This is a genomic window from Rhodanobacter humi (assembly GCF_041107455.1).
Lineage (GTDB): Bacteria > Pseudomonadota > Gammaproteobacteria > Xanthomonadales > Rhodanobacteraceae > Rhodanobacter_A.
The window spans coordinates 1,827,812-1,853,673 of record NZ_JBGBPY010000001.1; the positions used below are offsets into that span (position 1 = coordinate 1,827,812).

21 protein-coding genes are annotated in these 25,862 nt (G+C 70.1%); 11 read left to right on the forward strand and 10 right to left on the reverse strand.

The features are described from left to right. Positions 1–83: 83 nt before the first annotated feature. The 6 genes from AB7878_RS08070 to AB7878_RS08095 all read right to left on the reverse strand — a co-directional run bounded on the left by AB7878_RS08070 (position 84) and on the right by AB7878_RS08095 (position 12,265). The gene (locus AB7878_RS08070; RefSeq protein ID WP_369493865.1) at positions 84–1,346 is read right to left on the reverse strand and encodes a sterol desaturase family protein; all 1,263 of its coding nucleotides are present in this window, start codon (positions 1,344–1,346) and stop codon (positions 84–86) included. Beyond that, positions 1,343–2,041 carry a lysoplasmalogenase gene (locus tag AB7878_RS08075; RefSeq protein ID WP_369493866.1) on the reverse strand — a complete coding sequence of 233 codons (699 nt, stop codon included), beginning with the start codon at positions 2,039–2,041 and terminating at the stop codon, positions 1,343–1,345. The genes AB7878_RS08070 and AB7878_RS08075 overlap by 4 nt, the downstream gene beginning before the upstream one ends. After that, positions 2,034–3,767: a sulfatase-like hydrolase/transferase gene (locus tag AB7878_RS08080; RefSeq protein WP_369493867.1), complete on the reverse strand. Its 1,734-nt coding sequence runs from the start codon at positions 3,765–3,767 to the stop codon at positions 2,034–2,036. The genes AB7878_RS08075 and AB7878_RS08080 overlap by 8 nt, the downstream gene beginning before the upstream one ends. A 339-nt stretch (positions 3,768–4,106) precedes the next feature. Continuing rightward, positions 4,107–7,244 carry an efflux RND transporter permease subunit gene (locus AB7878_RS08085; protein ID WP_369493868.1) on the reverse strand — a complete coding sequence of 1,046 codons (3,138 nt, stop codon included), beginning with the start codon at positions 7,242–7,244 and terminating at the stop codon, positions 4,107–4,109. A gap of 428 nt (positions 7,245–7,672) precedes the next feature. Then, positions 7,673–10,915, reverse strand: coding sequence for an efflux RND transporter permease subunit (locus AB7878_RS08090; protein WP_369493869.1), 3,243 nt, complete (start codon positions 10,913–10,915; stop codon positions 7,673–7,675). 132 nt (positions 10,916–11,047) lie between these two features. Then, a complete protein-coding gene (locus tag AB7878_RS08095; protein ID WP_369493870.1) occupies positions 11,048–12,265 on the reverse strand; it encodes an efflux RND transporter periplasmic adaptor subunit in 1,218 nt (405 codons plus the stop codon). 396 nt (positions 12,266–12,661) lie between these two features. Here AB7878_RS08095 and AB7878_RS08100 point away from each other — a divergent pair, with 396 nt between their 5' ends. From AB7878_RS08100 to AB7878_RS08125, 6 genes are all read left to right on the forward strand, one after another. Next, positions 12,662–13,183, forward strand: coding sequence for a c-type cytochrome (locus tag AB7878_RS08100; protein WP_439653822.1), 522 nt, complete (start codon positions 12,662–12,664; stop codon positions 13,181–13,183). Positions 13,184–13,470: 287 nt separating this feature from the next. Then, positions 13,471–14,154 carry an alpha/beta hydrolase gene (locus tag AB7878_RS08105; protein WP_369493871.1) on the forward strand — a complete coding sequence of 228 codons (684 nt, stop codon included), beginning with the start codon at positions 13,471–13,473 and terminating at the stop codon, positions 14,152–14,154. Positions 14,155–14,163: 9 nt separating this feature from the next. Beyond that, positions 14,164–15,285, forward strand: coding sequence for a cell division protein ZapE (gene zapE, locus AB7878_RS08110; protein WP_369493872.1), 1,122 nt, complete (start codon positions 14,164–14,166; stop codon positions 15,283–15,285). A 9-nt stretch (positions 15,286–15,294) separates the two neighbouring features. After that, positions 15,295–16,188 carry a type 1 glutamine amidotransferase domain-containing protein gene (locus AB7878_RS08115; protein WP_369493873.1) on the forward strand — a complete coding sequence of 298 codons (894 nt, stop codon included), beginning with the start codon at positions 15,295–15,297 and terminating at the stop codon, positions 16,186–16,188. Between the two features lie 44 nt (positions 16,189–16,232). After that, entirely contained in the window at positions 16,233–18,023 is a 1,791-nt protein-coding gene (locus tag AB7878_RS08120; protein WP_369493874.1) for a putative bifunctional diguanylate cyclase/phosphodiesterase, read from the forward strand. Between the two features lie 41 nt (positions 18,024–18,064). Then, on the forward strand, positions 18,065–18,451 hold the full coding sequence (locus AB7878_RS08125) for a peptidase C13 (protein ID WP_369493875.1): 387 nt from the start codon (positions 18,065–18,067) through the stop codon (positions 18,449–18,451). Between the two features lie 6 nt (positions 18,452–18,457). Here the strand turns inward: AB7878_RS08125 and AB7878_RS08130 are convergent, their stop codons facing one another. Both AB7878_RS08130 and gpmA read right to left on the reverse strand, forming a co-directional pair. Continuing rightward, entirely contained in the window at positions 18,458–19,009 is a 552-nt protein-coding gene (locus AB7878_RS08130) for a CcdC protein domain-containing protein (RefSeq protein WP_369493876.1), read from the reverse strand. Positions 19,010–19,120: 111 nt separating this feature from the next. After that, complete coding sequence (gene gpmA, locus AB7878_RS08135; protein WP_369493877.1) at positions 19,121–19,864, reverse strand: 2,3-diphosphoglycerate-dependent phosphoglycerate mutase; 744 nt, start codon at positions 19,862–19,864, stop codon at positions 19,121–19,123. Positions 19,865–19,991: 127 nt separating this feature from the next. On the opposite strand from gpmA, the gene AB7878_RS08140 reads away from it, so the two are divergent. Together AB7878_RS08140 and AB7878_RS08145 are read left to right on the forward strand one after the other, a co-directional pair. After that, positions 19,992–20,642, forward strand: coding sequence for a DUF4097 family beta strand repeat-containing protein (locus AB7878_RS08140; protein ID WP_369493878.1), 651 nt, complete (start codon positions 19,992–19,994; stop codon positions 20,640–20,642). A gap of 85 nt (positions 20,643–20,727) precedes the next feature. Further along, the gene (locus tag AB7878_RS08145; RefSeq protein ID WP_369493879.1) at positions 20,728–20,949 is read left to right on the forward strand and encodes a hypothetical protein; all 222 of its coding nucleotides are present in this window, start codon (positions 20,728–20,730) and stop codon (positions 20,947–20,949) included. An 8-nt stretch (positions 20,950–20,957) separates the two neighbouring features. Here the strand turns inward: AB7878_RS08145 and hemF are convergent, their stop codons facing one another. Continuing rightward, on the reverse strand, positions 20,958–21,860 hold the full coding sequence (hemF, locus tag AB7878_RS08150; protein ID WP_369493880.1) for an oxygen-dependent coproporphyrinogen oxidase: 903 nt from the start codon (positions 21,858–21,860) through the stop codon (positions 20,958–20,960). A 174-nt stretch (positions 21,861–22,034) separates the two neighbouring features. Between hemF and AB7878_RS08155 the strand changes: the two genes are divergently transcribed. Genes AB7878_RS08155 through AB7878_RS08165 form a run of 3 tightly spaced genes read left to right on the forward strand, consistent with a single transcriptional unit; the run spans position 22,035 to position 24,786 of the window. Continuing rightward, entirely contained in the window at positions 22,035–23,231 is a 1,197-nt protein-coding gene (locus AB7878_RS08155) for a beta-ketoacyl-[acyl-carrier-protein] synthase family protein (protein WP_369493881.1), read from the forward strand. Next, a complete protein-coding gene (locus AB7878_RS08160; RefSeq protein ID WP_369493882.1) occupies positions 23,228–24,019 on the forward strand; it encodes a beta-ketoacyl synthase chain length factor in 792 nt (263 codons plus the stop codon). The genes AB7878_RS08155 and AB7878_RS08160 overlap by 4 nt, the downstream gene beginning before the upstream one ends. Then, positions 24,016–24,786 carry a glycosyltransferase family 2 protein gene (locus AB7878_RS08165; RefSeq protein ID WP_369493883.1) on the forward strand — a complete coding sequence of 257 codons (771 nt, stop codon included), beginning with the start codon at positions 24,016–24,018 and terminating at the stop codon, positions 24,784–24,786. Before AB7878_RS08160 ends, AB7878_RS08165 begins: the two co-directional genes overlap by 4 nt. A gap of 144 nt (positions 24,787–24,930) precedes the next feature. On the opposite strand, the gene AB7878_RS08170 is transcribed toward AB7878_RS08165, so the two are convergent. Beyond that, complete coding sequence (locus tag AB7878_RS08170) at positions 24,931–25,857, reverse strand: lysophospholipid acyltransferase family protein (RefSeq protein ID WP_369493884.1); 927 nt, start codon at positions 25,855–25,857, stop codon at positions 24,931–24,933. Positions 25,858–25,862 lie beyond the last annotated feature (5 nt).

Genomic DNA, 25,862 nt, shown 5'->3' on the forward strand with positions numbered 1-25,862 from the left:
AGGAGCCTGGCCCGCAGAAGACATTCGAGGCGAAAAGCCCGGATGGATTCTGCGGGCCGGGCTCCCCAGTCATGGGCCAGCAGTCATGCACGCGCCGCGCCGCGATGCACCACGCGTGTGCCGGCGTGCAACCACGGCAAGGCCAGAGCGCTGGCGCCGAATACCAGCGCGAAGGCCAGTGCGACGCGGACGTCCAGATGCGCCACGCCGAACCAGCGCCCCGCGGCGAACGGCAGCGCGGCCATCGCCAGCACACGCAGGCCCTCGGCCCACCATGCCCAGTGTCGGCCTTCCATCAGCGCGCCCAGCACGCACAGGCCGAACACCTGCCAGGCCGCATACAGCAGCAACTCGGGCAAACCGGCGTGCCCGGCCAGGCCGAGGAACTGGGTGACCATGCCCAGCAACACCGCGAACTGCACGAGCACGTAGAGTTTCAGCGGCGCGGCCAGCGGCGGGTCGTAACGCGTGTCGGGCATCGCGAAGGCCGGCTTCGGGAAACGCGCCGCCACGTCGGCGGGGCGCCAGCCCGGCGGCTTGATCCACACCCGCAGCTTGTCGCGCCAGCGCCGCGCGTGCCACGCATCCTGCGCGGTGCGCCAGTACACCTCGGCGTTCGCCCACAGCGGATTCCAGCTGCGCAGCGGCGAGCGCGTGCCGTACACCGGCGGGTCGGTGTCGTCCTCTTCCACGAAGCTGCCGAACAGCCGGTCCCACACGATCAGGATGCCGCCGTAGTTGCGGTCGAGGTAGCGGTCGTTCACCGCGTGATGGGCGCGGTGGTTGGACGGCGAGCAGAACACGCGGTCGAACCAGCCCAGCCGGCCAATCTGCTCGGTGTGCACCCAGAACTGGTACAGCAGGTCGATCAGCGCGACCACCACGAACACCTCGACCGGCACGCCGAGGATCGCCAGCGGCAGGTAGAAGATCCAGCCCAGCAACGCGCCGCTGCCGGTCTGGCGCAAGGCCGTGGAGAGGTTGTAGCGCTCGCTCTGGTGATGCACCACGTGGGCGGCCCACAGGATGTTCGTCTCGTGGCCCTTGCGGTGCAGCCAGTAGTAGCAGAAGTCGTAGCCCAGCAAGGCGCCGACCCACACCAGCACGCTGTCGGCGGGCAGCGCGAACAGCGCCAGGTGTTCGACGCACCACGCGTAGATGCCGATCGTCAGCAACTTGCTGAACACCGCCACCAGCTGCGAGATCGCGCCCAGGCCGATGCTGTTGATCGCGTCGTTGCCGGCGTAGGCATCGCGCCCGCGCAGCTTCGCCACCAGCAGCTCGATGCCGATCAGCAGGAAGAACACCGGCGTGGCCCAGGTGATGATGAGTTCCTGCGTGTTCATGCCGCCTCGCGTTCGACCGGTACGCCCTGCACCGAGCGGGCGATCCACCACAACGCCAGATAATACGCCGCCAGCACCCACAGGCTGGCCAGCGGCACGGGGCCGCGGAAGCGGTCCCAGGCCAGCACGCTGTCGCTCAGCATGAACACCAGCGCGCCGCGCGCCGCCAGCCGCGCCGAGGCGTCGCCGCGCCACGCGCGCGCCACCGCCTGCCCGCCCATGCTGCACAACACCGCGACGTAGACGATCACCGGCACGCGCAGCGGTGCTGCGATCGCGCTCCACAGCAGGACGAGATTCACCGCGCCATACGCCAGGCAGGCGAGCAGCGGCCACGCCGGCCTGGCGAAGCGGCTGTCGCCGAGCAAGGCCGCGATGAAGCACGCGTGCCCGACAAGAAACGCCAGCAGCCCCGGCACGAACAGATCGCCCGGCAGCATCAGGAACACGTCGCCCGCGAGCGAGCAGGCGATGCCGGCCAGCACGAAGCGCCGATAGCGCGTCGACACCACGGGCCGCGCGCGCCAGGCCAGCGCGAAGATCACTGCGGTGGCCAGCGGCTTGGCGAACCAGTGCAGCCACAGCCAATCGGGGGAGTGCACAGCCAGCAGCGCACCGGCGATCGCGGCACACGCGGCAAGCAGCGTGGCCGTGGCAAGCCTGGGCGAAGCCGGTGCGCCATGCGCCTCACTCATATACGTGCAGCCGCCGGAAGATCCACGCGTAGTAGGACGCCAGCAGCGCCTTGTCCGGGCAGTCGTCGAAACGCCCCTGGCAACGCTTGCGCAATTCGGTGGCGGCGGCGAAGTAGGCGTCTTCGGGCAGGCCGGCGGCCTGCAGCACCATGGTCGGCAGGAAGGCGATGTCGAGCGCGGGATAACTCGACAGCGGCGGCCCGGCGAAGTTGCTCTTGATCATGTAGTAGGTGAGGAAATCGCGCTCCGGCTGCAGCGCGGGCGGCAGCGTGCGCTTGAGCGGGCGGATCAGGCCGTCGAAGGACGGCTGGTGGTCGCCGAAGTGCACCAGCACGGTGGGTTCGCCGCGGTCGAGGAAATCGCGCTCCAGACCCTGCATCGCCACGTCGGAATCGTGCAGGCGCCACAGGTAGGTGTCGAAATCCAGTGCGCTCTCGTCCTTGCCGGACAACCCCTGCACCATGTTGCGCCACGGCGACGGCAGCTTCGCCATCGGGTTGTCGTCGTGCGGACCGTGCTGGTTGATCGTGAGGATCATCACGAACACCGGCTGGCCCGGCTTCTTCACCTTGTCGTACACGCGCTTCGCGGCGGCGAACATCTGTGCATCGGTTTCCTCCCACTCGTCCAGGCCCAGCTCTTCCGCGCCGTAAAGATGGTCGAAGCCGTAGGATCGGTACGCATCGCGGCCGTTGAGGAATTCGCTGTTGGTGGGATAGATCGCGATGGTGAGGTAGCCCAGGCGGCGCAGCAGGTCGGGCAGCGTGTCGTGCACGTGCGGCGCCAGCACGAACGGTGCGTACATGCCGCCGGCGCCGAAGATGTCCTGGGGCAAGCCGGTGTGCACGGCGAACTCGCTGACCCAGGTGCCGCCGCCCCAGGTGTGCGTGCGCAACAGGCCGGTGCCGCGCGTGCGCGCATCCGGCTGGAACATCGCGAACTTGCAGCCCGGCACCGCGCAGGCCGTGAAGTTCGCGGGATCGAAGGTGCTCTCCTCCAGCACCTGCACGATGTCCGGATACGGCGCCGCCCGCGTGCCGGGCCTGGCCTGCTTTTCGACGGCACTCGCGGTGGCTGCCCACGCGCGCTGCGCCGTGGCGTCGTCCGACATCGCCGGCATGGTCACGCCGCCGTCGTTGATGTTGATGAAGAAGTTGGTGAGTTGGGCGTCGTCGGAAAGCTTGTCCCACACGTCGCGGTTGTGCAGCGTGGCGAACGGCCCCGCCGGCAGCAGGCACACGCGGAACGCCACCGCGCACAGCAGCACGCCGCCGGCGCGCCAAGCCGCCGCGCGCCAGCCGCGCCGCCGCGCGGACAACGGCCGGTCCAGCCGCCACGCCAGCGCCAGCTGCAACGGCACCAGCAGCAGCACGCCGGCGGCCAGCAGATACAGGTGCGGATAATGGCGCAGCGTGGCGATCAGGCTGGAGCGCGCGTAGTAGACGAAATCCGCCGGCATCAGCGCCGTTTCGAGATAGGTCTCCTTGAGGCCGGAGATGAAGCGCAGCGCGAAGAACAGCCCGCCGCCCAGCAGCAGCGAAAAGGCGAGGCGCAAGGTGGCGCACAGCAGCGCGCCGGCGACGAGCAGCATCAGCACCAGCACGAACAACTTCTGCAGCGGCTGCGGCTCCGGCCACACCGTCGCCCAGGCGCAGCCCGCGAAAGCCAACGCGGCAAGCACCCGCACCACGCCATTGCGCGTGAAACGCGACGGAAACCGAACCATGCCGCATGCCCCCTGATGGCAACCCGGCGGACGCCGGGCTGTCATCTTACGGGGAGTGGCGAGCTTGCGCGCGGGGGTGGCGGCGGTGCGTTCAGCCGGGCAATCGCGTCGGCAACGCCACGGCCCCGGTTCCGGCGTTGGCAGTTGCTTCTGCGCGCAGGAGCGCGCGGCTCTTCGGGGCCCCTATGCGGCGGTGAGGCGGGGATGATCAGGCCGCCGCAGCGGCTCGAAACCGCTTTGTTCCTCGCGCAAGAGCAAGAGCCCCTCTCCCCAACCCCTCTCCCGCAAGCGGGAGAGGGGAAACGCCGGTTTCGGCGATCCCGCAAAGGAGGCAAGAACTCAGCCCGGCAGCCGCACCGGCTCCACGTGCCGACCGCGACGCTTTTCGGCGCGGCGCGCGCGCCAGGCTTTCCAGCGCGCACCGAGGCAGGAGAACACCACGTACAGCGCCGGCGTCGAGAGCAGGGTCAGGCTCTGCGAGATCAGCAGGCCGCCGATCAGCGCGATGCCGAGCGGGCGGCGCAGTTCGCTGCCTTCGCCGAGGCCGATCGCGATCGGCAGCGCGGCGAGGATCGCCACCATGGTGGTCATCATGATCGGACGGAAGCGCACCAGGCAGGCCTCGTGCGCGGCTTCCAGCGGGCTCTTGCCGTGCTCGCGCTCGGCGACCAGGGCGAAGTCGATCATCATGATCGCGTTCTTCTTGACGATGCCGATCAGCAGCACCAGCGCGATCTGCGCCACCACCGAGAGTTCCGTATTGGTGAGCCACAGCGCCATCAGCGCGCCCATGCCCGCCGCCGGCAGGGTGGACAGGATCGTCACCGGGTGGATCAGGCTCTCGTACAGCATGCCCAGCACGATGTAGACGGTGAGCACGGCGGCCAGGATCAGCCAGCCCATGCCGCCCTGCATGTCGCGGAAGCGGCGGAAGTCGCCGCCGAGGTTGAGCTTGATGTCGCCCGGCATGCGCATGTTCGTCACGGTGGCCTGGATGATCGCCATCGCCTCGCCCATGCTCACGCCGGGAGCGAGGTTGAAGCTCAGATCCATCGTGGTGTACTGGTTCTCGTGGGTGATCGACGAGGGCGCCAGCCCCGGCACCTGCTTCGCGATCGCGGTGAGCGGCACCATCTTGCCCGCGCTGGAACGCACGTAGACCTGGTTCAGCGAGTCCGGCGTGGCGGTCTGGTTCGGCAGCGCGTTCACCACCACCTTGTACTGGTTGATGTCCGAGTAGATGGTGGACACTTGGCGCTGGCCGAACGCGTCGTACAGCGCGCCGTCGATCGCGCCGATCGACACGCCGAGGCGCGCCGCGGTGGCGCGGTCGATCACGATGTTCTGGCGCAGGCCGCCCTCGTCCACGTCGCTACCCACGTCCTGCAGCTTGGGGTTCTTCTTCAGCTCGGCCACCAGCCTGGGCAGCCACAGTTCCAGCGTGGCCAGGTCGTTGCCCTGCAGTCCGACCTGGTATTGCGCGCCCTGGCTGGTGCCGCCGCCGCTGGCGCTGGGCAGGTCCTGCAGCGGGCGCAGGCGCAGGTTGAGGTCGGGGTACTTCGCCGCCTTGGCGCTGAGCCGCGCCAGCACCGCGAAGGTGTCGTCCTTGCGCCCCTCGGCGCGGGTCTTCAGGTCGATGTTGAACGAGCCGCTGGTGCCCTGCCGGCTGCTGCCCAGCCGGGTGCCCACGGTGGCCACGTCCGGGTCGGCCAGCAGCATGTCGATGAGCCGCTGCAGGCGTTGCTCGCTCTGCCCGAACGAGACGGTGGCGCTGGAGCTGGCACGGCCCCAGATCAGGCCGGTGTCCTGCGGCGGGAACATGCCGCTCTTGACCACCCCGAACAGGAAGAACGTGGCCGCGATCAGCGCCAGCGGAGTCAGCGAGAACGCCAGCGCGTGGCGCAGCGAGAACGCCAGCGCACGGCTGTAGACCGCCAGCATGCCGGCGTGGAAGCGGTCCAGCGCGCGGCCCAGCCGCGACGGCTCGGCGTGGTGGTCGTGGCCGTTGAGGAAGCGTCCGCACAGCGCCGGGGTCAGGGTCAGCGAGACCAGCGCCGACATCACGATCGCCGACACCAGGGTCACCGCGAAATCGTGCATGAACATGCCGGTGTAGCCGCCGGCGAACAGCAGCGGGATGAACACGGCGATCAGCGAGGCGGTGATCGAGACGATGGTGAAGCCGATCTCCTTCGCGCCCGCCAGCGTCGCCTCCATCCGCGTCATGCCGGCGTCGATGTGGCGGATGATGTTCTCGATCACCACGATCGCGTCGTCCACCACGAAGCCGATCGCGATCACCAGGGCGAGCAGGGTGAGGTTGTTCAGCGTGTAACCGAGGATGTACATCGCGACGAAGCCGCCGGCCAGCGACAGCGGCACCGCCAGCGCGGCGATCAGGGTGGGCGCGAGCCGGCGCAGGAACAGCGCCATCGTCAGCACCACCATCGCCAGCGAGATCAGCAGCGTGGCCTGCACTTCGTGCAGCGAGGCGCGGATCGTCGGCGTGCCGTCGAAGAACGGCGTCATCACCGTGCCCGGCTGCAGGTAGTTGCGCAGCAACGGCAGCTGGGCGCGCACCGCATCCACCGTGGCGATCACGTTGGCGTCGGACTTCTTGTAGACGTACATCAGGATCGCAGGCCTGCCCTGGAACGAGGCCGCCTGGTAGGCGTCCTGGGTGCCGGCATAGACGTGCGCCACGTCGGACAGGCGCACCGGCGTGCCGTTCTTCATCGCGATCACCAGGTTCGCGAACTCGTCGGCGGTGTGCAGCTGGGCGGTGGCGCTGATCGCCATGGTGGTCTTGCCGTTGGACAGGAAGCCCTCCGGCGAGGTGACGTTGGCGGCCACCAGCGCGTTGCGCAGGTCGTCCGGCGAGATGCCCATGGCATTCAGCGCGCGCAGGTTCACGTCGACGCGGATCGCCGGCGTGGCGGCGCCGGCGATGTCCACCGAGGAAACGCCCTTCAGCTGGCGCAGGCGCTGCGCCAGCAGCGTGTCGGCCACGTTGTACAGCTGCGCCGCCGACTGCGTGGTCGAGGTCAGCGCGATCGCGATGATCGGATCGTCGTTGGGATTGGCCTTCTGGTAGCTGGGCGTGCCGTTCAAGCCGGTGGGCAGGTCGGGCATCGCGGCGTTGATCGCGGCCTGCACGTCGCGCGCGGCGGAATCCAGGTTCACGCCGCCGTTGAACATCATGAAGACGAAGGTGCTGCCCTCGGAACTGGACGAGCGCATCATCTCGATGCCCGGCACCTGGCCCAGGTGGCGCTCCAGCGGCGCGGCCACGGTGGAAGCCATGGTCGAGGCATCCGCGCCGGCCTGGCTGGCCTGCACGAAGATCGCGGGGAACTGCATGTTCGGCAGTGCCGACACGCCCAGCAGCAGGTAGCAGATCAGGCCGGCCACGAACACGCCCATGGCCAGCAGCGAGGTGCCGATCGGGCGGCGGATGAAGGCGCCGGAGATGTTCATGCCCGGAACCCGTGGCGGGACGGCGTGGGAAAGGGGGTGGAAATGCTGCGAATCATGTCCTGCTCAACGTGCACGCGGCGAAACGGTTGATCGTTTCGCCGCGCTGGATGCGACACCGCCGCGCGGTGCCAGGTAGCGTAAGCCTTAGAGCCTGTTTACGATCTCCGTATGGCCCGCGCCGGGAGCTGTTTGCGCGCAGGCCAAGGAAGAACGAAGGAGTGGACGTCCGTCCACGACGGAGTGATGACGCCGGGATGCGGGCAAACAGACCCGGCCCCGAAATTGATGGGTGCAGGGGTTGCCTTGCCGTGGCCGCCATGCGGCAGCGCGCGGCTTGACCTGCCAGCCAGGCAGGCGCTGCGCCACGCACCACCACCTGGCGGCCACGGCAAGACAACGTGGGCCATACGGAGATCGCAAACAGGCTCTCAATGCGCCGTGCCGTCGGCCTGGGCGCGGGCCAGCAGGCGACGCTCGCGACGCGCGCGCAGCCAATCCTGGAAACGCTCCATGTACAGGTAGATCACCGGCGTGGTGTACAGCGTCACCAGCTGCGAGAGCAGCAGGCCGCCGACGATGGAGACGCCCAGCGGCCGGCGCAGCTCGGCGCCGATGCCGTTGCCCAGCGCCAGCGGCAATGCACCCAGCATCGCCGCCGCGGTGGTCATCATGATCGGGCGGAAGCGCAGCAGGCAGGCGCGGTGGATCGCGTCGCGCGCATTCATGCCCTTGCGCTGCGCCTCGATCGCGAAGTCGATCATCATGATCGCGTTCTTCTTCACGATGCCGATCAAGAGCACGATGCCCACGATGCCGTCCACCGACAAGTCCATGCCGAACAGGATCAGCGCGAGAAGCGCGCCCACGCCGGCCGGCGGCAGGGTGGAGATGATCGTCAGCGGGTGGATGTAGCTCTCGTACAGCACGCCCAGCACGATGTAGATCACCACGATCGCGGCCAGCAGCAGCAGCACCTCGTCACCGAGGCTGTTGGAGAACTCCGCCGCCTTGCCGATGAACTCCCCGCGCACCGTGGGCGGGAATGCCAGCTGCGCCTCGACCTGGTGGATCGCCGACACCGCGTCGGACAGCGAGTAGCCCGGCGCCACGTTGAACGACAGCGTCACCGCCGGCAGCTGCTGCTGGTGGCTGATCACCAGCGGCGCGCTGGTGACCTTGGCGCTGACCAGCGAGGACAGCGGGATGGTGCCGCCGCCGCCGATCTGGAAACCCACGTTGCCGGTGTTGCCGATGCCGGACGGCGTGGCCGAGTTGCTGGACTTCAGCTGGCCGAAGCTGGTGGCGGTCGAACCGGTCAGCGCGCCGTTGCCGTTGCCGCGCACGCTGAGCTGGTCGAGCAGCGCCGTGGTGGTGCGGAACTGCGGCGCCACCTCCATCACCACGCGGTACTGGTTGAGCTGGGTGAAGATGGTGGAGATCTGACGCTGACCGAACGCGTCGTACAGCGTGTCGTCGATGGTCTGCACCGGCACGCCGAGGCGGCTGGCCTTCTCGCGGTCGATGGTGAGCTTGAGCGCGTTGCCCTGGTCGGCGAGGTTGTTGTCCACGTCGGCCAGCTCGGCCCGCTGGCGCAACGCCTGGGTCATCTGGTTGGCGTACTTCGACAGCTCGTCGGTGTTGGTGTCGGACAGCGCGTACTGGTACTCGGTGGCGGAGACGCGGCTGTCCAGCGTCACGTCCTGCACCGGCTTGAGGTACAGCGCCACGCCGGGAATGCCGGCCACCGCCTGCTGCAGGCGCGGCAGGATCTTGTCCAGCCCGTCGCGCTTGCCGCGGTCCTTCAGCACGATCGACAGCTGGCCCTGGTTGAGCGTGGGATTGATCGTGCCGGCGCCGATGAACGCCGCCACGCCGGCCACCGCCGGATCCTTGCGCAGCGCCTCGGCGACCGCCTTGGTGCGCTGCTCCATCGCCGGGAACGCCACGTTCTGGTCGGCCTGCACCACGCCGGTGATCATGCCGGTGTCCTGCTCGGGCAGCAGGCCCTTGGGGATCGCGATGTACAGGAACACGGTGAACGCCACCGTGGCGGCCGCCACCACGATCATCAGCTTCTGGTGGTCGAGCACCCAGTCCAGCGTGCGCTCGTACAAGCCCACGGTGCGCGACCACACGGTGCGCTTGCCGGCGGCGAGGTGGCGCTCGTGCGCGTCCTCGCCCTCGGGCAGCTGGTCGGGCTTCAGCAGGTAGGCGCACATCATCGGCGTCAGCGTCAGCGACACCAGCATCGAGATCGCCACCGCGATGGTCAGCACCCAGGCGAACTCGTGGAACAGGCGGCCGGTGACGCCGGGCATCAGCAGCAGCGGCAGGAACACCGCGATCAGCGACACGGTCAGCGACAGCACGGTGAAGCCGATCTCCTTCGCACCCAGCTCGGCCGCCTCCTTGCCGTCCTTGCCCTGCTCGATGTAGCGCACGATGTTCTCGATCATCACGATCGCATCGTCCACCACGAAGCCGGTGGCCACGGTGAGCGCCATCAGCGAGAGGTTGTCCAGCGACATGCTGGTGAAGCTCATCACGCCGAACGTGCCGAGCAGCGACAGCGGCACCGCCACGGACGGGATCACCGTGGCCCACAGCCGGCGCAGGAACACGAAGATCACCGCCACCACCAGGAAGATGGTCAGCAGCAGGGTGAACTCGACGTCCTCGACCGAGGCGCGGATCGTGATGGTGCGGTCGGCGAACACGTCCAGGTGCACGTCGGCCGGCAACGCGGCACGCAGCTCGGGCAGGATCTGGCGGATCTGCTGCACGGTCTGCACGATGTTCGCGCCGGGCTGGCGGCGGACGTCGAGCAGCACCGCGGGCTTGCCGTTCGCCCACGCGGCGAGCTGGTCGTTCTCGACGCCGTCGACCACCTTGGCCACGTCGGAGAGCATCACCGGCGCGTTGTTCTTGTAGCTGATGATGGTGTTCTGGTACTCGGCGGCGTCCTTCAGCTGGTCGTTGGTGCCGATCGAGTAGCTCTGCGTCTTGCCGTTCAGCGTGCCCTTCGGCGCGTTGACGTTGGCCTGGGTGAGCGCGCTGCGCACGTCCTCCAGGGTGAGGCCGAGGTTGGAAAGCTGCGCCGGGTTCATCTGCACGCGCACTGCGGGGCGCACGTTGCCGGCGATCGAGACCAGGCCCACGCCCGGCACCTGCGACAGCTTCTGCGCGAGGATCGAGTCAGCGTAGTCGTTGACGTCGCGCAGCGGCCGGCTGTCGGACTGCAGCGACAGCGTGAGGATCGGCGCGTCGGCCGGGTTCACGCGGTTGTACACCGGCGGGTACGGCAGGTTGCTGGGCAGCACGCCGCGCGCCTGGTTGATCGCGGCCTGCACGTCCTGCGCGGCCACGTCGATGTCGCGGTTCATCGAGAACTGCAGGATGATCGTGGACAGGCCCGCGGACGAGTCCGAGCTCATCATGGTGAGCCCGGAGATCTGCCCCAGCTGGCGCTCCAGCGGCGTGGTGACCAGCACCGCCATGGTGCTGGCGCTGGCGCCCGGATACTGGGTGGTCACCACCAGGCTGGGCGCCTCGATCTCTGGCAGCGCCGACACCGGCAGCTGGCGGTAACCCAGGATGCCGAGCAGCAGGATCGCCACCATCAGCAGCGAGGTGGCGATCGGGCGGCGGATGAAGAGCGTCGAGAATCCCATGGGTGTCCGTGCGGCTGTCTGGATGGCGTCCTGCTCGCCGGCGGTTGGCGCCGGGAGGTGATGCGTGGTCCGCCGCCATGCCGGCGGCGGGGGTCAGGCCGCCGTCACCGTGGCGACGGCGGCCGGGGTTCGTCAGCGGCCGCGGCGACCGCCGCCCTTGCCCTGCTGCTTGGCCTTCTGCAACTCCGCCGCACTGGGCGCCGGCGGCACCTCGCCGGGCTTCAGCGGATTGACCTTGCTGCCGGGCTTGAGGCGGAACTGGCCTTCGGTGACCACCTGCTCGCCCGCCTTGAGGCCCGTGCCGATCATCACGTGGCTGTCGCCCACCTCGCCGGCCACGACCACCGGCTGCATCTTGACCGTGTTGTCGGCCTGCACCTGGTAGACATAGTCGCCGTCGGGGCCGCGCTGCACCGCCTCGGCGGGGATCACCAGCGCGCCATCGTCCACGCGCACCTGCAGGCGCACGTTGACGAACTGGCCGGGCCACAGCTCGTTCTTCTCGTTCGGGAACTCCGACTTCAGGCGGAACGTGCCGGTGGTGGTGTCAATCTGGTTGTCGACCACCTTGAGCACGCCGCCGGTGGCGACCGGGTGCGCATCCACGCGATCCAGCGCGGTGACCTGCAGCGGCGCCTCCTGCTGCGCCTTGCGCACCAAGTCCAGGTTCTGCTCGGGCAGGGTGAACATCACGTTGATCGGGTGCAGCTGGGTCAGCGTGACGATGGTGCTGGCGGTGGTCACCACGTTGCCCGGGTCCACGCCGCGGATGCCGGCGAGCCCGTCGATCGGCGAACGGATCTGGGTGTAGTCGAGCTGGGTCTTCGCACTGCTGATCGCCGCGGCGTCGGCCGCCACCGCCGCCTCGTACTGCGCCACGGTGTTGTGCTGGGTGATCAGGTCGATCTTCGACACGTACGGGCTGTACTTCGGATCCTTCGAGCGCTCGTAGTTGCTGCGCGCGGTGGCCAGCAGCGACTGGTCCTGGTTGCGCTTGCCCACCGCCTGGTCGTAGGCCGCCTGGTAGGTGCGCGGGTCGATCTGCGCCAGCAGCTGGCCCTTCTTCACCGGCTGGCCCTCGGTGAAATCGAGACTCATCAGCTGGCCGCCCACCTGCGGGTTCACCGTGATGGTGTTGAGCGCCTGCACCGTGCCCAGCGCGGTGAGATAGACCGGCACGTTCTCCCGCGCCACCGGCACCACGGTGACCGGCACCGGGGGAGCACTGTCCTTGCCGCCCGCGTCGCCGGGCTTCCCCGCGCCGCTGGGCTTGTGCAGCAGGCGCACGGCAACGATGGCCAGCACCACCACCGCGACGACGATCAGCGCGATCTTCCAAAAACGCGACATTGCAGAAAACTCCCGATATGAAAACTGTGCCAGGGTGGAACCCGCGCCGACGCGGTCCGCGGCCGGCTGATGGGGACCAAGCATAGGTGCAGTGCAACGAAATGGAACAATGCCAGTTGACAGGGGTGGGGCATGACCGATGGCAGGGATGTACTCCCGCCATGTTGCGCCGCGCCGCTTGGACCGGCATCGGGCGCCGCGGTTCCGCGGCGCGACAGATCGCCGCTGCCGCCGGACGGAGGCTTCGTCTATACTCCGGGCCTTGCGCCTGACCGACTCGCCGCGTTGCATCGCGGCCAAGGCAGGTGCGGGCACCCGACAGCCAACCGGCAGGCCGGGCGCCGCAGGGGCCTTCCGGACGAACCACCGACCTGGAGTACATACGTGAGCGGTTCCATCAACGATTCCGACCGGGTTTTCGTGCGCCAGTTCGCCAGGATGATCAGCGGACTGGCGGCGTTGACCGTGGTGCTGATCCTGGTCGCCCTGGCGATCTACCGTAGCGAACCCAAGGAAACCGACCCGAACGTGCAGGCGCAGGTCGCCGCGCGGCTCGCGCCCGCCGGTGCCGTGTACGCCGGCAACACCGGTCGCGCCGCCATGCAGGCTGCCGCCGATGCCGCGGCCAAGGCCGCCGCCTCGCAGGTCGCCTACGGCGGCACCACCGACGGCAAGGAAATCTATGGCCAGCTGTGCCACAGCTGCCACACCGCCGGCGTCGCCGGTGCGCCCAAGCTGGGCGACAAGGCGATGTGGGCGCCGCGCATCGCCGAAGGCCTGGACACCTTGATCAAGCACGCCACCGACGGCTACCACGGTCCGGACGGCAACTTCATGCCACCCAAGGGCGGCAACCCCGCGCTCACCGACGCGCAGGTGAAGGCCGCGGTCACCTGGATCGTGGACCAGGCCAAGTAAGGCAGGCCCCGATCAAGTTGAAGCAAGCGCCGCCCGCTTCAATGAAGCTCAAGCAAACGCCGCCCCTCGTGGGCGGCGTTTTCGTTTGCCCCCTCTCCCGCTTGCGGGAGAGGGTTGGGGAGAGGGCCCATCCCGCGAAAGGCAAGCGCCCCCTCCCTCGCAACCCGACGCAGTAGCCTCAGGCGACACGCCGGGTTCGTCGGGATGAATCCCGACCCACGAGTACCGCCGCCCGGACGCCAAGCATGGCGCCGGGGCGGCGGGAAAGCCTCCGCTACAATGTCCCCATGAACTTCCCCGAACTCCCGCCCAACCCGGCTGGCTTCCCTACGGAAGCGGCCGCCTTCACGCTCACCGGCCCCGCCGGCGCGCTGGAGTGCATTGGCGACGTGGCCGAGCGTGCCGACGCGCGCCGGGGGGTGGCGGTGGTCTGCCACCCCAATCCCGTGCAGGGCGGCACCATGCACAACAAGGTGGTGACGATGGTGGAGCGCGCGCTGCGCGAGTCGGGGCTGGATACGCTGCGCTTCAACTTCCGCGGCACCGGCGCGTCGGAAGGCACGTACGACGACGGCAACGGCGAGAGCGAGGATCTCGCTGCGGTGGTGGCCTGGCTGCGCCGCGTGCGCCCCGCCGATGCGTTGTGGCTGGCCGGCTTCTCGTTCGGCAGCTACGTCACCATCCGCAATGCGGTGCGGCTCAAGGCCGACGCGCTGGTCAGCATCGCGCCGCCGGTGGGGCGCTGGACGATGGGCGACGCGCTGCCCGCCTGCCCGTGGCTGGTGGTGATGGGCGAGGCCGACGAGGTGGTGGAGCCGCAGGCGGTGTTCGACTGGATCGCCGGCATGGAGCAGCCGCCCGAGCTGATCCGCATGCCCGAGACCGGCCACTTCTTCCATCGCCGGCTGATGGACCTGCGCGGCGCGGTGAAGCACGCCGTCGCCGACTGGCTGCCGCCGGCGCGCGGCTGACCCGCACCCATGCGCGAAACCCCATCGCCCGCACCCAGCGTGCGCTACCACGAAGGCGTGGCCGCGCACCGCTGGGAATCCGACCCCGCCCAGCTCGCGGTGCTGCCCGAGCTCGACCGCCTGCACGCGGCGCTGTGCGCCGCGGCGAACGGCAACGGCGGCAGCCTGTTCGGCCGGCTGAAATCGCTGCTCGCCAGCGAATCCACGCCGCCACCGCAGGGCCTGTACCTGTGGGGCACGGTGGGACGCGGCAAGACCTTCCTGATGGACTTGTTCGCCGCCAGCCTGCCGCACAGCGTGGCGCTGCGCCGGCACTTCCACCGCTTCATGCAGGAGGTGCACGAGCGCCTGCGCGAACTGGGCGAGCGCCAGGACCCGCTGGACGAGGTGGCTGCCGGCCTCGCCGCGCGCTGCCGCGTGCTGTGCCTGGACGAATTCCTGGTCAACGACATCGGCGACGCGATGATCCTCGCACGCCTGCTGGAAAGCCTGTTCGCGCGCGGCGTGGCGCTGGTCACCACCTCGAACACCGCGCCCGCGAACCTCTACAAGGACGGCCTGCAGCGCGCGCGCTTCCTGCCCGCGATCACACTGCTGGACCGGCACTGCCGCGTGGTCGAGATGGCCTCCTCGCACGACTGGCGCCTGCGCGCGCTGAGCCAGGCCGCGGTGTACTACACGCCGCCCGGCGCGGAGGCGCACCGCGCGATGGAACGCATCTTCCAGGGCCATGCCCGCGGCGACATTCGTGAAGGCGGCGCGCTGCACGTGAACGGCCGCGACATCCCGCTGCGCAAGCGCGCCGACAACCTCCTGTGGTTCGACTTCGCCGCGTTGTGCGAAGGCCCGCGCGCGGTGGCCGACTACATCGCGCTGGCCAAGGCCGGCCCCGCGGTGATCGTCTCCGACGTGCCGCAGTTCACCGTCTACAGCGAGGACGCCGCCAAGCGTTTCGTGCAATTGGTCGATGAGTTCTACGACCGCCACGTGAAGCTGATCCTCTCCGCCGCCGCACCCATCACCGAGCTGTACGACGGCGAGCGCCACCGCGCCGAATTCGGCCGCACCGAATCGCGCCTGATCGAGATGCAGAGCGAGGAATACCTGGCGCTGCCGCACCGCGCCGATTGACCCTGCGCCATGTCCCGCCTCCTGATCCCGCTGCCGCGCCGCGACTACGACCCCTCGGAGGCGGCGGTGAGCTGGCAGATCCTGCGCGCCGCCGGCCACGAGGTGACGTTCGCCACGCCCGACGGCCGGCCTGCGCAAGCCGATACCCTCATGTTGAGCGGCCGCGGCCTGGATCCCTGGGGCTGGATTCCGGGCCTCGACCGACTGCGGCTGGTCGGCCTGCTGTTGCGGGCGAACCGCGACGCCCGCCGCGCCCACGCCGCGATGCAGCGCGACGCCGCGTTCCGCGCACCGCTGCGCTGGGATGCACTGGACGCGATGGCGTTCGATGGCCTGCTGCTGCCCGGCGGCCATCGCGCGCGCGGCATGCGCGAATACCTGGAGAGCCCGCGCTTGCAGGCGCTGGTCGCCGCCTGCTTCGCCACCGACAAGCCGGTGGCGGCGATCTGCCACGGCGTGCTGCTGGTCGCGCGCAGCCATGCCGCCGATGGTCGTTCGGTGCTGCACGGCCGGCGCACCACCGCGCTGACCTGGGCGCTGGAGCAGAAAGCCTGGACCACCGCGCGCATCGTCCGTTTCTGGGATCCGGATTACTACCGCACCTATCGCGAAACGCAGGGCGAACCGCCCGGTTACATGTCCACCCAGCAGGAGGTGACGCGCGCGCTGGCCGCGCCGGACGATTTCCTCGACGTGCCGCGCACTGCGCCGCATTACCGGCGCAAGACGAGCGGCCTTGCGCGCGACAGCGCGCGCGACGCGACACCGGCCTTCGTGGTGCGGGACGGCAACTATCTCTCTGCGCGCTGGCCGGGCGACGCGCACCTGTTCGCGCGCGAGTTCGCGGCCATGCTGCGCGAACAGCCCGTCACGCGCATTGCCACCCCATCGCCGCCGCAGTAGCCTGCGTCGGCCGGCACCACGCTGCCGCGCAGGGGGAGGGGACGATGGATATCTGGCAGGGCCCGCTCCCTGACGGGCGGCCCGACACCGACCACGTGCCGGCAACCATGCACGCGAGCGAGCACCACGCCCTGCCCGGCTTCGAGGCGGTGGCCCGGCTGGCGGCCGGCGCGCTGGGCGTGCCGCTGGTGGCCTTGCTGCTGACCGACGGCAGCGCGTTCTGGTACACCCCGCCCGGCCTGCCGGATGCGCTGCCGCTCGACGACGCGCTGCTTGCCGTCTGCCGCGCCGCCGCGCGCCACGGCAACGCCGAGCTGCTGCCCGACGCACGCGAGGATCTCCGCTTCCTGTCCGCCGGCGCCGATTCCACGCAGGCCGGGATCGGCTTTTTCGCTTGCGAACCCGTGTTCGGCCTCGGGGGACAAAAGCTGGGCGTATTGCTCGCCCTGGATCGCGGCCCGCATCCGGCGCCGCACGCAAGCGCCCACGCCGCCCTGCGCGACGCGGCTTCGCTGGCCGGGACGGGGGCGACGCTGCGCAGCTATCTCAACCGCACCGACCCGGCCACCGGCCTGCCGCACCGCAGCGCCTTCTTCGCCGACCTGCGCACGCACCTGCCGGGCGACGACGACACGGCCTGGATCGTCGCCATCGAGGCGGCGCCGGTGGCGCGTTTCAATGCCCTCGTCCGCGCCATGGGCCACGTCTACGCCGACGCGCTGATGCGCGCGATGGCCGAACGAACGCAGGCGTGGATGACGCCGGACATGCAGCTCTACCAGGTCGGCGTGTCGCGCCTGGCGGTCCTGCCGGCCGGCCGGCACGATGCGTTGCCTCCCGCGCGCCTGGACGAACTGGTGGCCATGCTGCGCGTCCCTTTCGACTGCCTCGGCGTGCCGCTGAGCCTGCAGCCCGGCGTGGGCCTGCTCAAGGTCGAGGCGCACGAATTGCGCGGCGGCGATCCGCTGCGGCGCGTGATGAGCGCCTCGCACGTCGCGCAGGGCAGCGGACGTGGCTGGGCCGTGTACGACCACAGCCAGGACGAGCGCCAGCGCCAGGAGTTCTTCCTGGTCACCGAGCTGGCGGCCGCGCTGTCCGAGCGCACCGAGCTGGAGCTGCACTACCAGCCGCGCGTGGAACTGGCCAGCGGCCGCTGCGTGGCGCTGGAAGCGCTGGCGCGCTGGCGCCATCCCACCCTAGGCGCGGTCTCGCCCGCCACCTTCGTGCCGCTGGCCGAGCAAGCCGGCCTGATGCGCGCGCTGACCGACTGGCTGTTCGACCACGGCCTCGCGCAACTGGCCGCGTGGCTGCGCGACGGGCTCGACGTGCGGCTGTCGCTGAACGTCTCCAGCGTCGACCTGGACGCGATGCTGGAGGCGCGCCTCGCCACGGCGGCGCAGCGCCACGGCGTGCCGCTGAACCGGCTGGAGCTGGAGTTCACCGAGGGCACCGCGATCCACCACAACGAACTCACCCGCGACGTGCTCGTCGCGCTGCGCCATGCCGGCGTGGGCATCGCCATCGACGACTTCGGCATCGGCTACAGCAACCTCGACGCGCTGCGCCGGATGCCGGCCACCTGCCTGAAGATCGACCAGTCGCTGGTGCGCGGGCTCGACACCCGCCAGCACGACGCCGCGATCGTGCGCGCGATGGCGGCGCTGGGCCACGATCTGGGCTTTCGCGTGGTGATGGAGGGCGTGGAGACGGCGAGCGTGCTCGCCGCGGTGCGCGACATGGGCTGCGACGAGGTGCAGGGCCATCACATCGCCATGCCGCTCCCGGCGGCCGAGGTGGCCGGCTGGCTGCGCGCGCATGCGGCACGCGGCGCATGAACTGCTAAGGTCGCGGCAAATCCGCCGCCGGAAACCCCGCCATGCCTGTCGCCCTCGCCTTCATCCTGTTGCTCGGCAGCACATCGGCCGGCCCGAACGAGGATTTCGAGGCGCGCGTGCATGCGGCGAAGATGGCCGAGGCCGCCGTCACCGGGCCGGCCTACCAGAGGGCGCTGTGGGGCAAGATCGGCAACCCCACCACCGACGCCTACAAGGGCTGCATGGCCGGCGACGCGGCGACCGGCAAGTCGCCGTTCACCCTGGTGCTGGACGTGGATGCGCAGGGCAAGCCGCAGCACGTCGCGGTGCAGCCGGCCACGCCGGTCGCCCGCTGCATGGCCAGCCAGTTCGCCACGTGGACGTTTCCCGTGCCGCCCGCTGCGCCCAAGCCCTATCCGCTGGAAGTCGATTTCAGCGTGACTCCCTGAACCATCTCAGATGGCCGGGACGCGGGACTGCTGGTAGCGCCGGTGATGCACCAGCAGGCCGGCGTAGTAGGCGATGTAGTAGCCCACCAGCAGGCCGATCACCAGCATGGTCAGCGGGCTGGACTGGTAGCCCATCTGCATGCTAGTGCCGGGCGACGCGCTGGCGGCCAGCGCCTCGGCGTGCTGCATCTGCGGCCACAGCACCAGGAAGCGCCAGGCCAGCCGGCCCAGCAGCAGCGCGGTGAGCACGGCGCCGATCCACGGGTTCGGCACGTAGCAGTCGCCCTTCAGCGGGTCGGTCTCGAAGTGGGTCAGGCGCAAGCCGAGCAGGCCCAGCGCCGCGCCGATCAGCGCGCCGCCCAGCACGCCTTCGGCAAGCCGGACGTCCTGCAGGCCGCCCAGCATCAGCAAGCCGCCGATCGCCGCGAAGATCACGATGCGCGCGGTCATCCGCTTGCGCCGGATCGGCTGGCGGCCGAACTGGCGGCTGATCCGGCGCCAGACCATCAACGCCATCAGCGGCACGATGATCGCGTAGCTCATCAGATGGGGAGACATGGTCGGCGCATCCGGCGGGAAGGATGCGCGCAGCCTAGCCGAGCCGCGCACGTCGCGCGACGGACGCGGTGCAGGCGTCGCGCATGACAGCTGTCATGCGCGACGGAACGATTATTTCGCTTTCCCCTGGTTGGCGACGGCGGCCATCTTCGCTTCGATCGCGGCGGCGTCGCCGAGGTAGTAGCGCTTGAGCGGCTTCAGCTCGGCGTCGAATTCGTACACCAGCGGCACGCCGTTCGGGATGTTCATCTCCACGATGTCGGCGTCGGAGATGCCGTCCAGGTACTTCACCAGCGCACGCAGCGAGTTGCCGTGCGCGGCGACCACCACGCGCTGGCCGGCCTTGATCGCCGGCGCCAGCACCTCGTGCCAGTACGGCAGCACGCGGGCCACGGTGTCCTTCAGGCACTCGGTGTCGGGAATCTGCGCAGGCTTGAGCGCGGCGTAGCGCGGGTCGTGCACCGATTCGTTCTTGTCGCGCTCCAGCGGCGGCGGCGGGATGTCGTAGCTGCGGCGCCACACCTTCACCTGCGCGTCGCCGTACTTCGCCGCCGTTTCGGCCTTGTTGAGGCCGGTGAGCGCACCGTAGTGGCGTTCGTTGAGGCGCCAGTCGGTGTGCACCGGCAGCCACGACATCTCCATCGCGTCGAGCACGCCCCACAGCGTGTGCACCGCGCGCTTCAGCACCGAGGTGTGCGCCACGTCGAACGCATAGCCCTCGCGCTTCAGCAGCTCGCCCGCCTCGCGCGCCTCCTCGGCGCCCAGCGCGGTGAGGTCCACGTCGGCCCAGCCGCTGAAGCGGTTGTCGAGGTTCCATTGCGACTGGCCGTGGCGGATCAGGACGAGCTTGTGCATGGCGTGGATTCTCGGCGGGGAAGGACGGAATGGTAGCGGCAGCTGCCGCCCCTGCCAAAGGTCACATCAACCGTTTGCCCCCACGACGCATCCCAGTCCCTGCCATTCCATGAAACGGAGTCACGCCATGCGCCGCATCCTGCTTGCACTCGCCCTCCTCCTGCCGCTGGCGGCCGTCGCCGCGGACAACGACATCGACAAGGTCAACGGCAGCGTGCAGGTGGACGCCGGCCAACATGCCGGCGACGTCAGCTCGGTGAACGGCAGCGTGCACATCGGCGATCACGCCGTGGTGCAGAAGGCCAGCACCGTCAACGGCTCGGTGGACCTCGGCGCGCAGGCGCGCGCCGGCGAACTGGGCACCGTCAACGGGGCGATCCGGCTCGCCGCCGGCAGCCAGGTGGACGGCAAGGTCGAGGCGGTCAACGGCGCCATCACCCTGGCGCAGGGCGCGCAGGTGAGCGGCCACCTCTCCAACGTCAACGGCGCGATCACCCTGGACGCCGCCCACGTCGCCGGCGGCCTCGAAACCGTGGCCGGCGACATCACCGTGGGCGCCGGCTCGCATGTCGAGGGCGGCATCCTGGTCGACAAGCCGAACAACGGCTGGTTCCGCTGGGGCAGCGAGCGCAAGCCGGTGATCGTGATCGGCCCGCACGCGGTGGTGCAGGGCACGCTGGAGTTCCGCCGCGAGGTGGTGCTCAAGGTCAGCGACAGCGCGCAGATCGGGACGGTGAAGGGAGCCACGGCGGAGAAGTTCAGCGGCGCCACGCCGTAAGCCGCGACCCGGCATTCACCACCGCAACGGAACACTCTAACCATTGCCGCGAGCCATCGTCCGGATGGCTCGCCCGGAGCTTGCCATGAACACCCGTATCCTCGCCGCGGCCGTCGTCGTCGCGGTGCTGGCCGGCTGCGCCAGCACACCTCTGAACCGCGTCGCGCTGCGCCAGCACGCCGAACGCAGTTGCCGCGTCCAGTCCACCGTATCGAAGGCTTATGCCATCGACGGCACGGGTGTGGGCATGCGCAGCGTCGCCTATGCCCGCTGCCTGCGCACCGCGGGTTTCAGGGCCGAGGCCTGAGACGAGCGCTACAGCCAGTCGCGCGGCTGCAGGTACTCCGCCAGCCGCGCTTCCGGCGACCCGGCCTCCGGCTGGTACGCATACTCGAAGCGCACCCGCGGCGGCAGGCTCATCAGGATCGACTCGGTGCGCCCGCCCGACTGCAGGCCGAACAGGGTGCCGCGGTCGTAGACCAGGTTGAACTCCACGTAGCGGCCGCGGCGGTACAGCTGGAATTCGCGCTCGCGTTCGCCGTACGGCGTGTCGCGCCGGCGCTGTGCAATCGGCAGATATCCATCGAGAAAGCCCTGGCCCACGGCCTTGGTGAAATCGAGGCAGCGCTCGAAGCCGCCTTCGTCGAGGTCGTCGTAGAACAGGCCGCCCACGCCGCGCGTCTCGCCGCGGTGCTTCAGGTAAAAGTATTCATCGCACCACCGCTTGTAGTGCGGATAGGTGTCCGCGCCGAACGGCGCGCACAGGTCGCGCGCCACCGTGTGCCAGTGCACCACGTCCTCGTCGAACGGGTAGTACGGGGTGAGGTCGAAGCCGCCACCGAACCACCACACCGGCTCCACGCCCGGCTTGCTGGCCTCGAAGTAGCGCACGTTCGCGTGCGTGGTGGGTACGTACGGGTTCTTCGGATGCAGCACCAGCGACACGCCGGTGGCGATGAAGCTGCCGCCGGCGAGCTCCGGCCGATGCGCGGTGGCGCTGGGCGGCAACTGGTTGCCGCTGACGCGCGAAAAGTTCACGCCGGCCTGCTCGAACAGCGCGCCGTCGCGCAGCACCCGCGTGCGACCGCCGCCGCCCGCCGTGCGGGTCCAGGCGTCCTCGACGAAACGTGCCGAACCGTCCAGTTGTTCGAGCGCCCCGCAGATGCGGTCCTGCAGTTCGCGCAGGAAGGTTTCGGCGCGGTCGGCTTGTTCGCTCATCGCGGTGACTCCGTTGATATCGGTGCGAGCTTAGCAAGAGCGGTCGCCGTCACCGCTGCGACGAGGCGTCGCGCGGGTTTGTCCGGGATCAGGGGCGCACCGCAGCTGAACGCACCTGCGCCGCCGGCGACATGCAAGCTAGGCAGCGCGGAAGGCGCTCGCTAGGCTGGCGCGATGACGACACCGATGCGCCCGCTCGCGGTCAGCGCCTGCACGGTCAGCTCCGCGCTCGGCAGCGGGCTGCAAACCCAGCACGACGCGTTGCGGCACGGCCGCGGCGGCCTGCGGCCCAATGATTTCGGCAGCGCGCCGCGGCTGGGCTGGGTCGGCCGCGTCAACGGCGTGGAAACCACGGCGCTGCCGCCTGCACTGGCCGGCTGGGATTGCCGCAACAACCGCCTCGCCTGGCTGGGCCTGCAGCAGGACGGATTCCTCGACCGCGTGCACGCGGCGCGCACGCGCTACGGCGCGCGCCGCGTGGCGCTGCTGCTCGGCACCTCCACCGCCAGCATCGGCGCCACCGAGGAGGCGTATCGCCGGCTCGACGCCGACGGCCGTTTCCCCGCCGACCTGCGTCGCCCAGCGCTGCACGCGCCGGATTCGCTGAGCGCGTTCGCCGCCGCCGCACTGGCGCTGGAAGGACCTTGCCTCACGGTCTCCACCGCCTGCTCGTCCAGCGCCAAGGTGTTCGCCAGCGCCGCGCGGTTGATCGAACTCGACCTCGCCGACGCGGCCGTGGTGGGCGGCGTGGACAGCCTCTGCGACAACGTGCTGTTCGGCTTCAATGCGCTGGAGCTGATCTCGCCTGCCGCCTGCCGCCCGTTCGACGCGGCGCGCGACGGCATCTCGATCGGCGAGGCGGCCGGCTTCGCGCTGCTGGAACGCATCGACGCCGCGCCGCGGGCGCCGCGCCTGCTCGGCTACGGCGAGGCCAGCGACGCGTGGCACATGTCCTCGCCGCACCCCGAAGGCCACGGCGCGGAGCTGGCGCTGGACGCGGCACTGGCCCGTGCCGGCATCGGCGCCGCGCAAGTCGGCTACGTGAACCTGCACGGCACCGCCAGCCGGCAGAACGACGCGATGGAAGCCGCCTTGCTGGCGCGCCGCTTCCCCGCGACCACGCGCGCGAGTTCGACCAAGGGCTTCACCGGCCATACGCTGGGCGCGGCGGGCATCGTCGAGGCCACGATCGCGCTGCAGGCGATCGAGCACGGCTTCGTGCCCGGCAACCTCGGCGCCGCCACGCCCGATCCCGCCTGCGGGCCGCAGTTCGCGTGGCAGAACGAAACGCGACGCGTGGATGTGGCGCTGAGCAATTCCTTCGGCTTCGGCGGCAACAATGCCTGCCTCGTGTTCGGGCGCTCGCCATGAAGCCACTGGATCTGTTCGTCGAGGGCATCGGGTTGTGGTCGCCGCAGTTCGCGGACTTCGCCGCCTTGCGCGCCCGACTCAATGGCGACGCGCCGGTCGCACCCGCCGCGCCGACCGCCGCGCTGCTGCCCGCGAACGAACGCCGCCGTGCACCGGAGAGCGTGCGGCTCGCAGTGGAAGTCGCCGGCCAGGCGCTGGCGATGAGCGGCCGCGATCCCGCCACGCTGGCCTGCGTGTTCGCCTCGGCGCACGGCGACCAGGCGATCACCGACGCGATCTGCAGCACGCTGGCGCGTGCGCCGGCCGAGCTCTCGCCCACCCGCTTCCACCATTCCGTGCACAACGCGCCGGCCGGCTACTGGACCATCGCCACCGGCTGCCGCGCGCCGTCCAGCGCGGTCTGCGCCGGCGCCCGCAGCTTTGCCGCCGCACTGCTGGAAGCGTCCGCCCAGGCACTGGCCGAACAGCGTCCGGTGCTGCTGGCATGCAGCGACATCGCGGGACACGGCCCGCTGCTGGAAATGACCGGCTGCGACCGCCCCTTCGGCTGTGCGCTGCTGCTGGCGCCGGAAGCGGGCGCGACCACGCTGGCGCGGCTGCGACTGGAGCTGCCCGCGGATCACGCCTCGTCCACGCCGCCGCCCGCTACGCTGGCCGATGCGGCGGTCGGCAATCCCGCCGCCGCCGCGTTGCCGCTGCTGGCACTGCTGGCCGGAGCCGGCGGCCGCTGCCGGCTTGAGCTCGCCACCGCGCTGGACCTGCTGATAGCCGTGGAGCCCGCTGCGTGAACCCCGCCCTGCCCCGCTGGTGCGTGCTGATTCCCTGCCTCAACGAGGAGGCGGCGATCCGCGGCGTGGTCGAGTCGGTGCTGGCCCTGAACGTCCCCGTCATCGTGGTGGACGACGGCTCGGACGACCGCACGCCGGAGATCCTGGCCACGTTGCCGGTGACCGTGCTGCGCCACGACCACCGCCAAGGCAAGGGCCAGGCCCTGCGCGACGGCTTCCGCGAGGCGCTGCGCCAGGGCTACGAGGCGGTACTGACGATGGACGGCGACGGCCAGCACCTGGCGGCCGACATCCCGCGCATCGTGGCCGCCGCCGCCGCGTATCCCGGCCAGCTGGTGATCGCCGCGCGCCTGCTCGACAAGGCACAGCAGCCGAAGGCACGCCGCCGTGCGAACGCGTTCGCCGACTGGGGCATTTCCTGGGGTTGCGGCCAGCCGGTGGCGGACACCCAGAGCGGCCAGCGCTGGTATCCGCGCGCCGCACTGGACCTGGTCGACCTGCCGGCGCAGAACTTCGTGTTCGAGGCGGCGATCCTGATCGCGGCCTCGCGCGAGTTGGGCATGGGCGTGGTCGCGGTGCCGATCGCCTCGCGCTATCCGCCCGGCGCCCGCGCCAGCCACCTGCGGCCGGTGCGCGACACCTTGCGCATCACCGCGTACACGGTCGGCCGCGTGCTGCACTACGGCCGCGTGGCGGAAAGCTACCGGCGCTCGCACACCGCGCCGCGGGTGATCGACGACATGCGCGACCCGCTGGTCAGCGTGTAGCAGCGCACCCTGTGCGCGATGGGGAGGAGTGAGTGAAGAGGAGTGAGAAGTGAGAGAAGAGAGCAGGGCGCCCCGCTTCTCATGCTTTCTCTATCCACTCACTTCTCTTCACTCACTTCCAGCTGTCGCGCACAGGGTGCGCTCCTACGGAGATGCAGAACCGTCGCCGGGCCGTTGCCAGAAATCGTGGAAGTTGAACCAGTTGTACGGCGCCACCCGCACGTAGTGTTCCAGCCGCTGCGCGTAGCGCGTCAGCAGCGCGTCCAGCGCCGGGCCGCGCTGCTCGCGCGGAATCGCCACGCACTCGGCGAACGGCTCGAACACCAGCCGGTAGCGGTTGCCGCCCAGGTACAGGCCGAAGCACAGCAGCACCGGCACCTTGAGCGCGTTCGCCAGCAGCCACGGCCCCACCGGCAGCGGCGCCGGCGCACCGAGGAAATCCACCGCGCGTTGCGCCTCGTGCCCGCCCGCGCGGTCGGCCAGCAGCGCCACCATCGCACCCTGCCGGCACGCCTCGGCGGCGGCCAGCACCACGTGCGCGCCGCCTTGCGCGGCATCGATCACCGCCGCGCCCACATCCGGCGCCAGCGCCTCCAGCAGCTCGGTCATCGCCGGCGTCCTGCCCTTGTCCAGCACCACGCGCAACGGCACGTCGGGACGCCGCGCGCCGAGCACGCGCAAGGCTTCGAAGCTGCCCTGGTGCGAACCGACCAGCAGCACGCCGCGGCCTTCGGCAATCCGCCGTTCCAGTTCCGCCAACCCCTCGATCTCGATCGCGAAGCCGCGTTCGCCGTGCGCGAGCAGGAAGATCCGGTCCAGCGTGGTGACCGCGTAGGCGTGGAACTGGCGCAGCATCGGCCACGGGCCGGGCGGGTGCCCGAACACCCGCGCGAGGTATTGCCGCGAGGCGCGCCGCTCGGCGCCGCGGCGCAGGAAGAAATAGAGCGTCACGGGATACATCAGCAGTCGGCAGAAGCGCCGGCCGCCGCGCAGCGCCAGCAGCCGGATCAGCCGGTACGCGAAGCGGCTGCCGCCTTCGCGATGCTGGCGCCAGTGCGTGGCCTCGCTCATGCCGC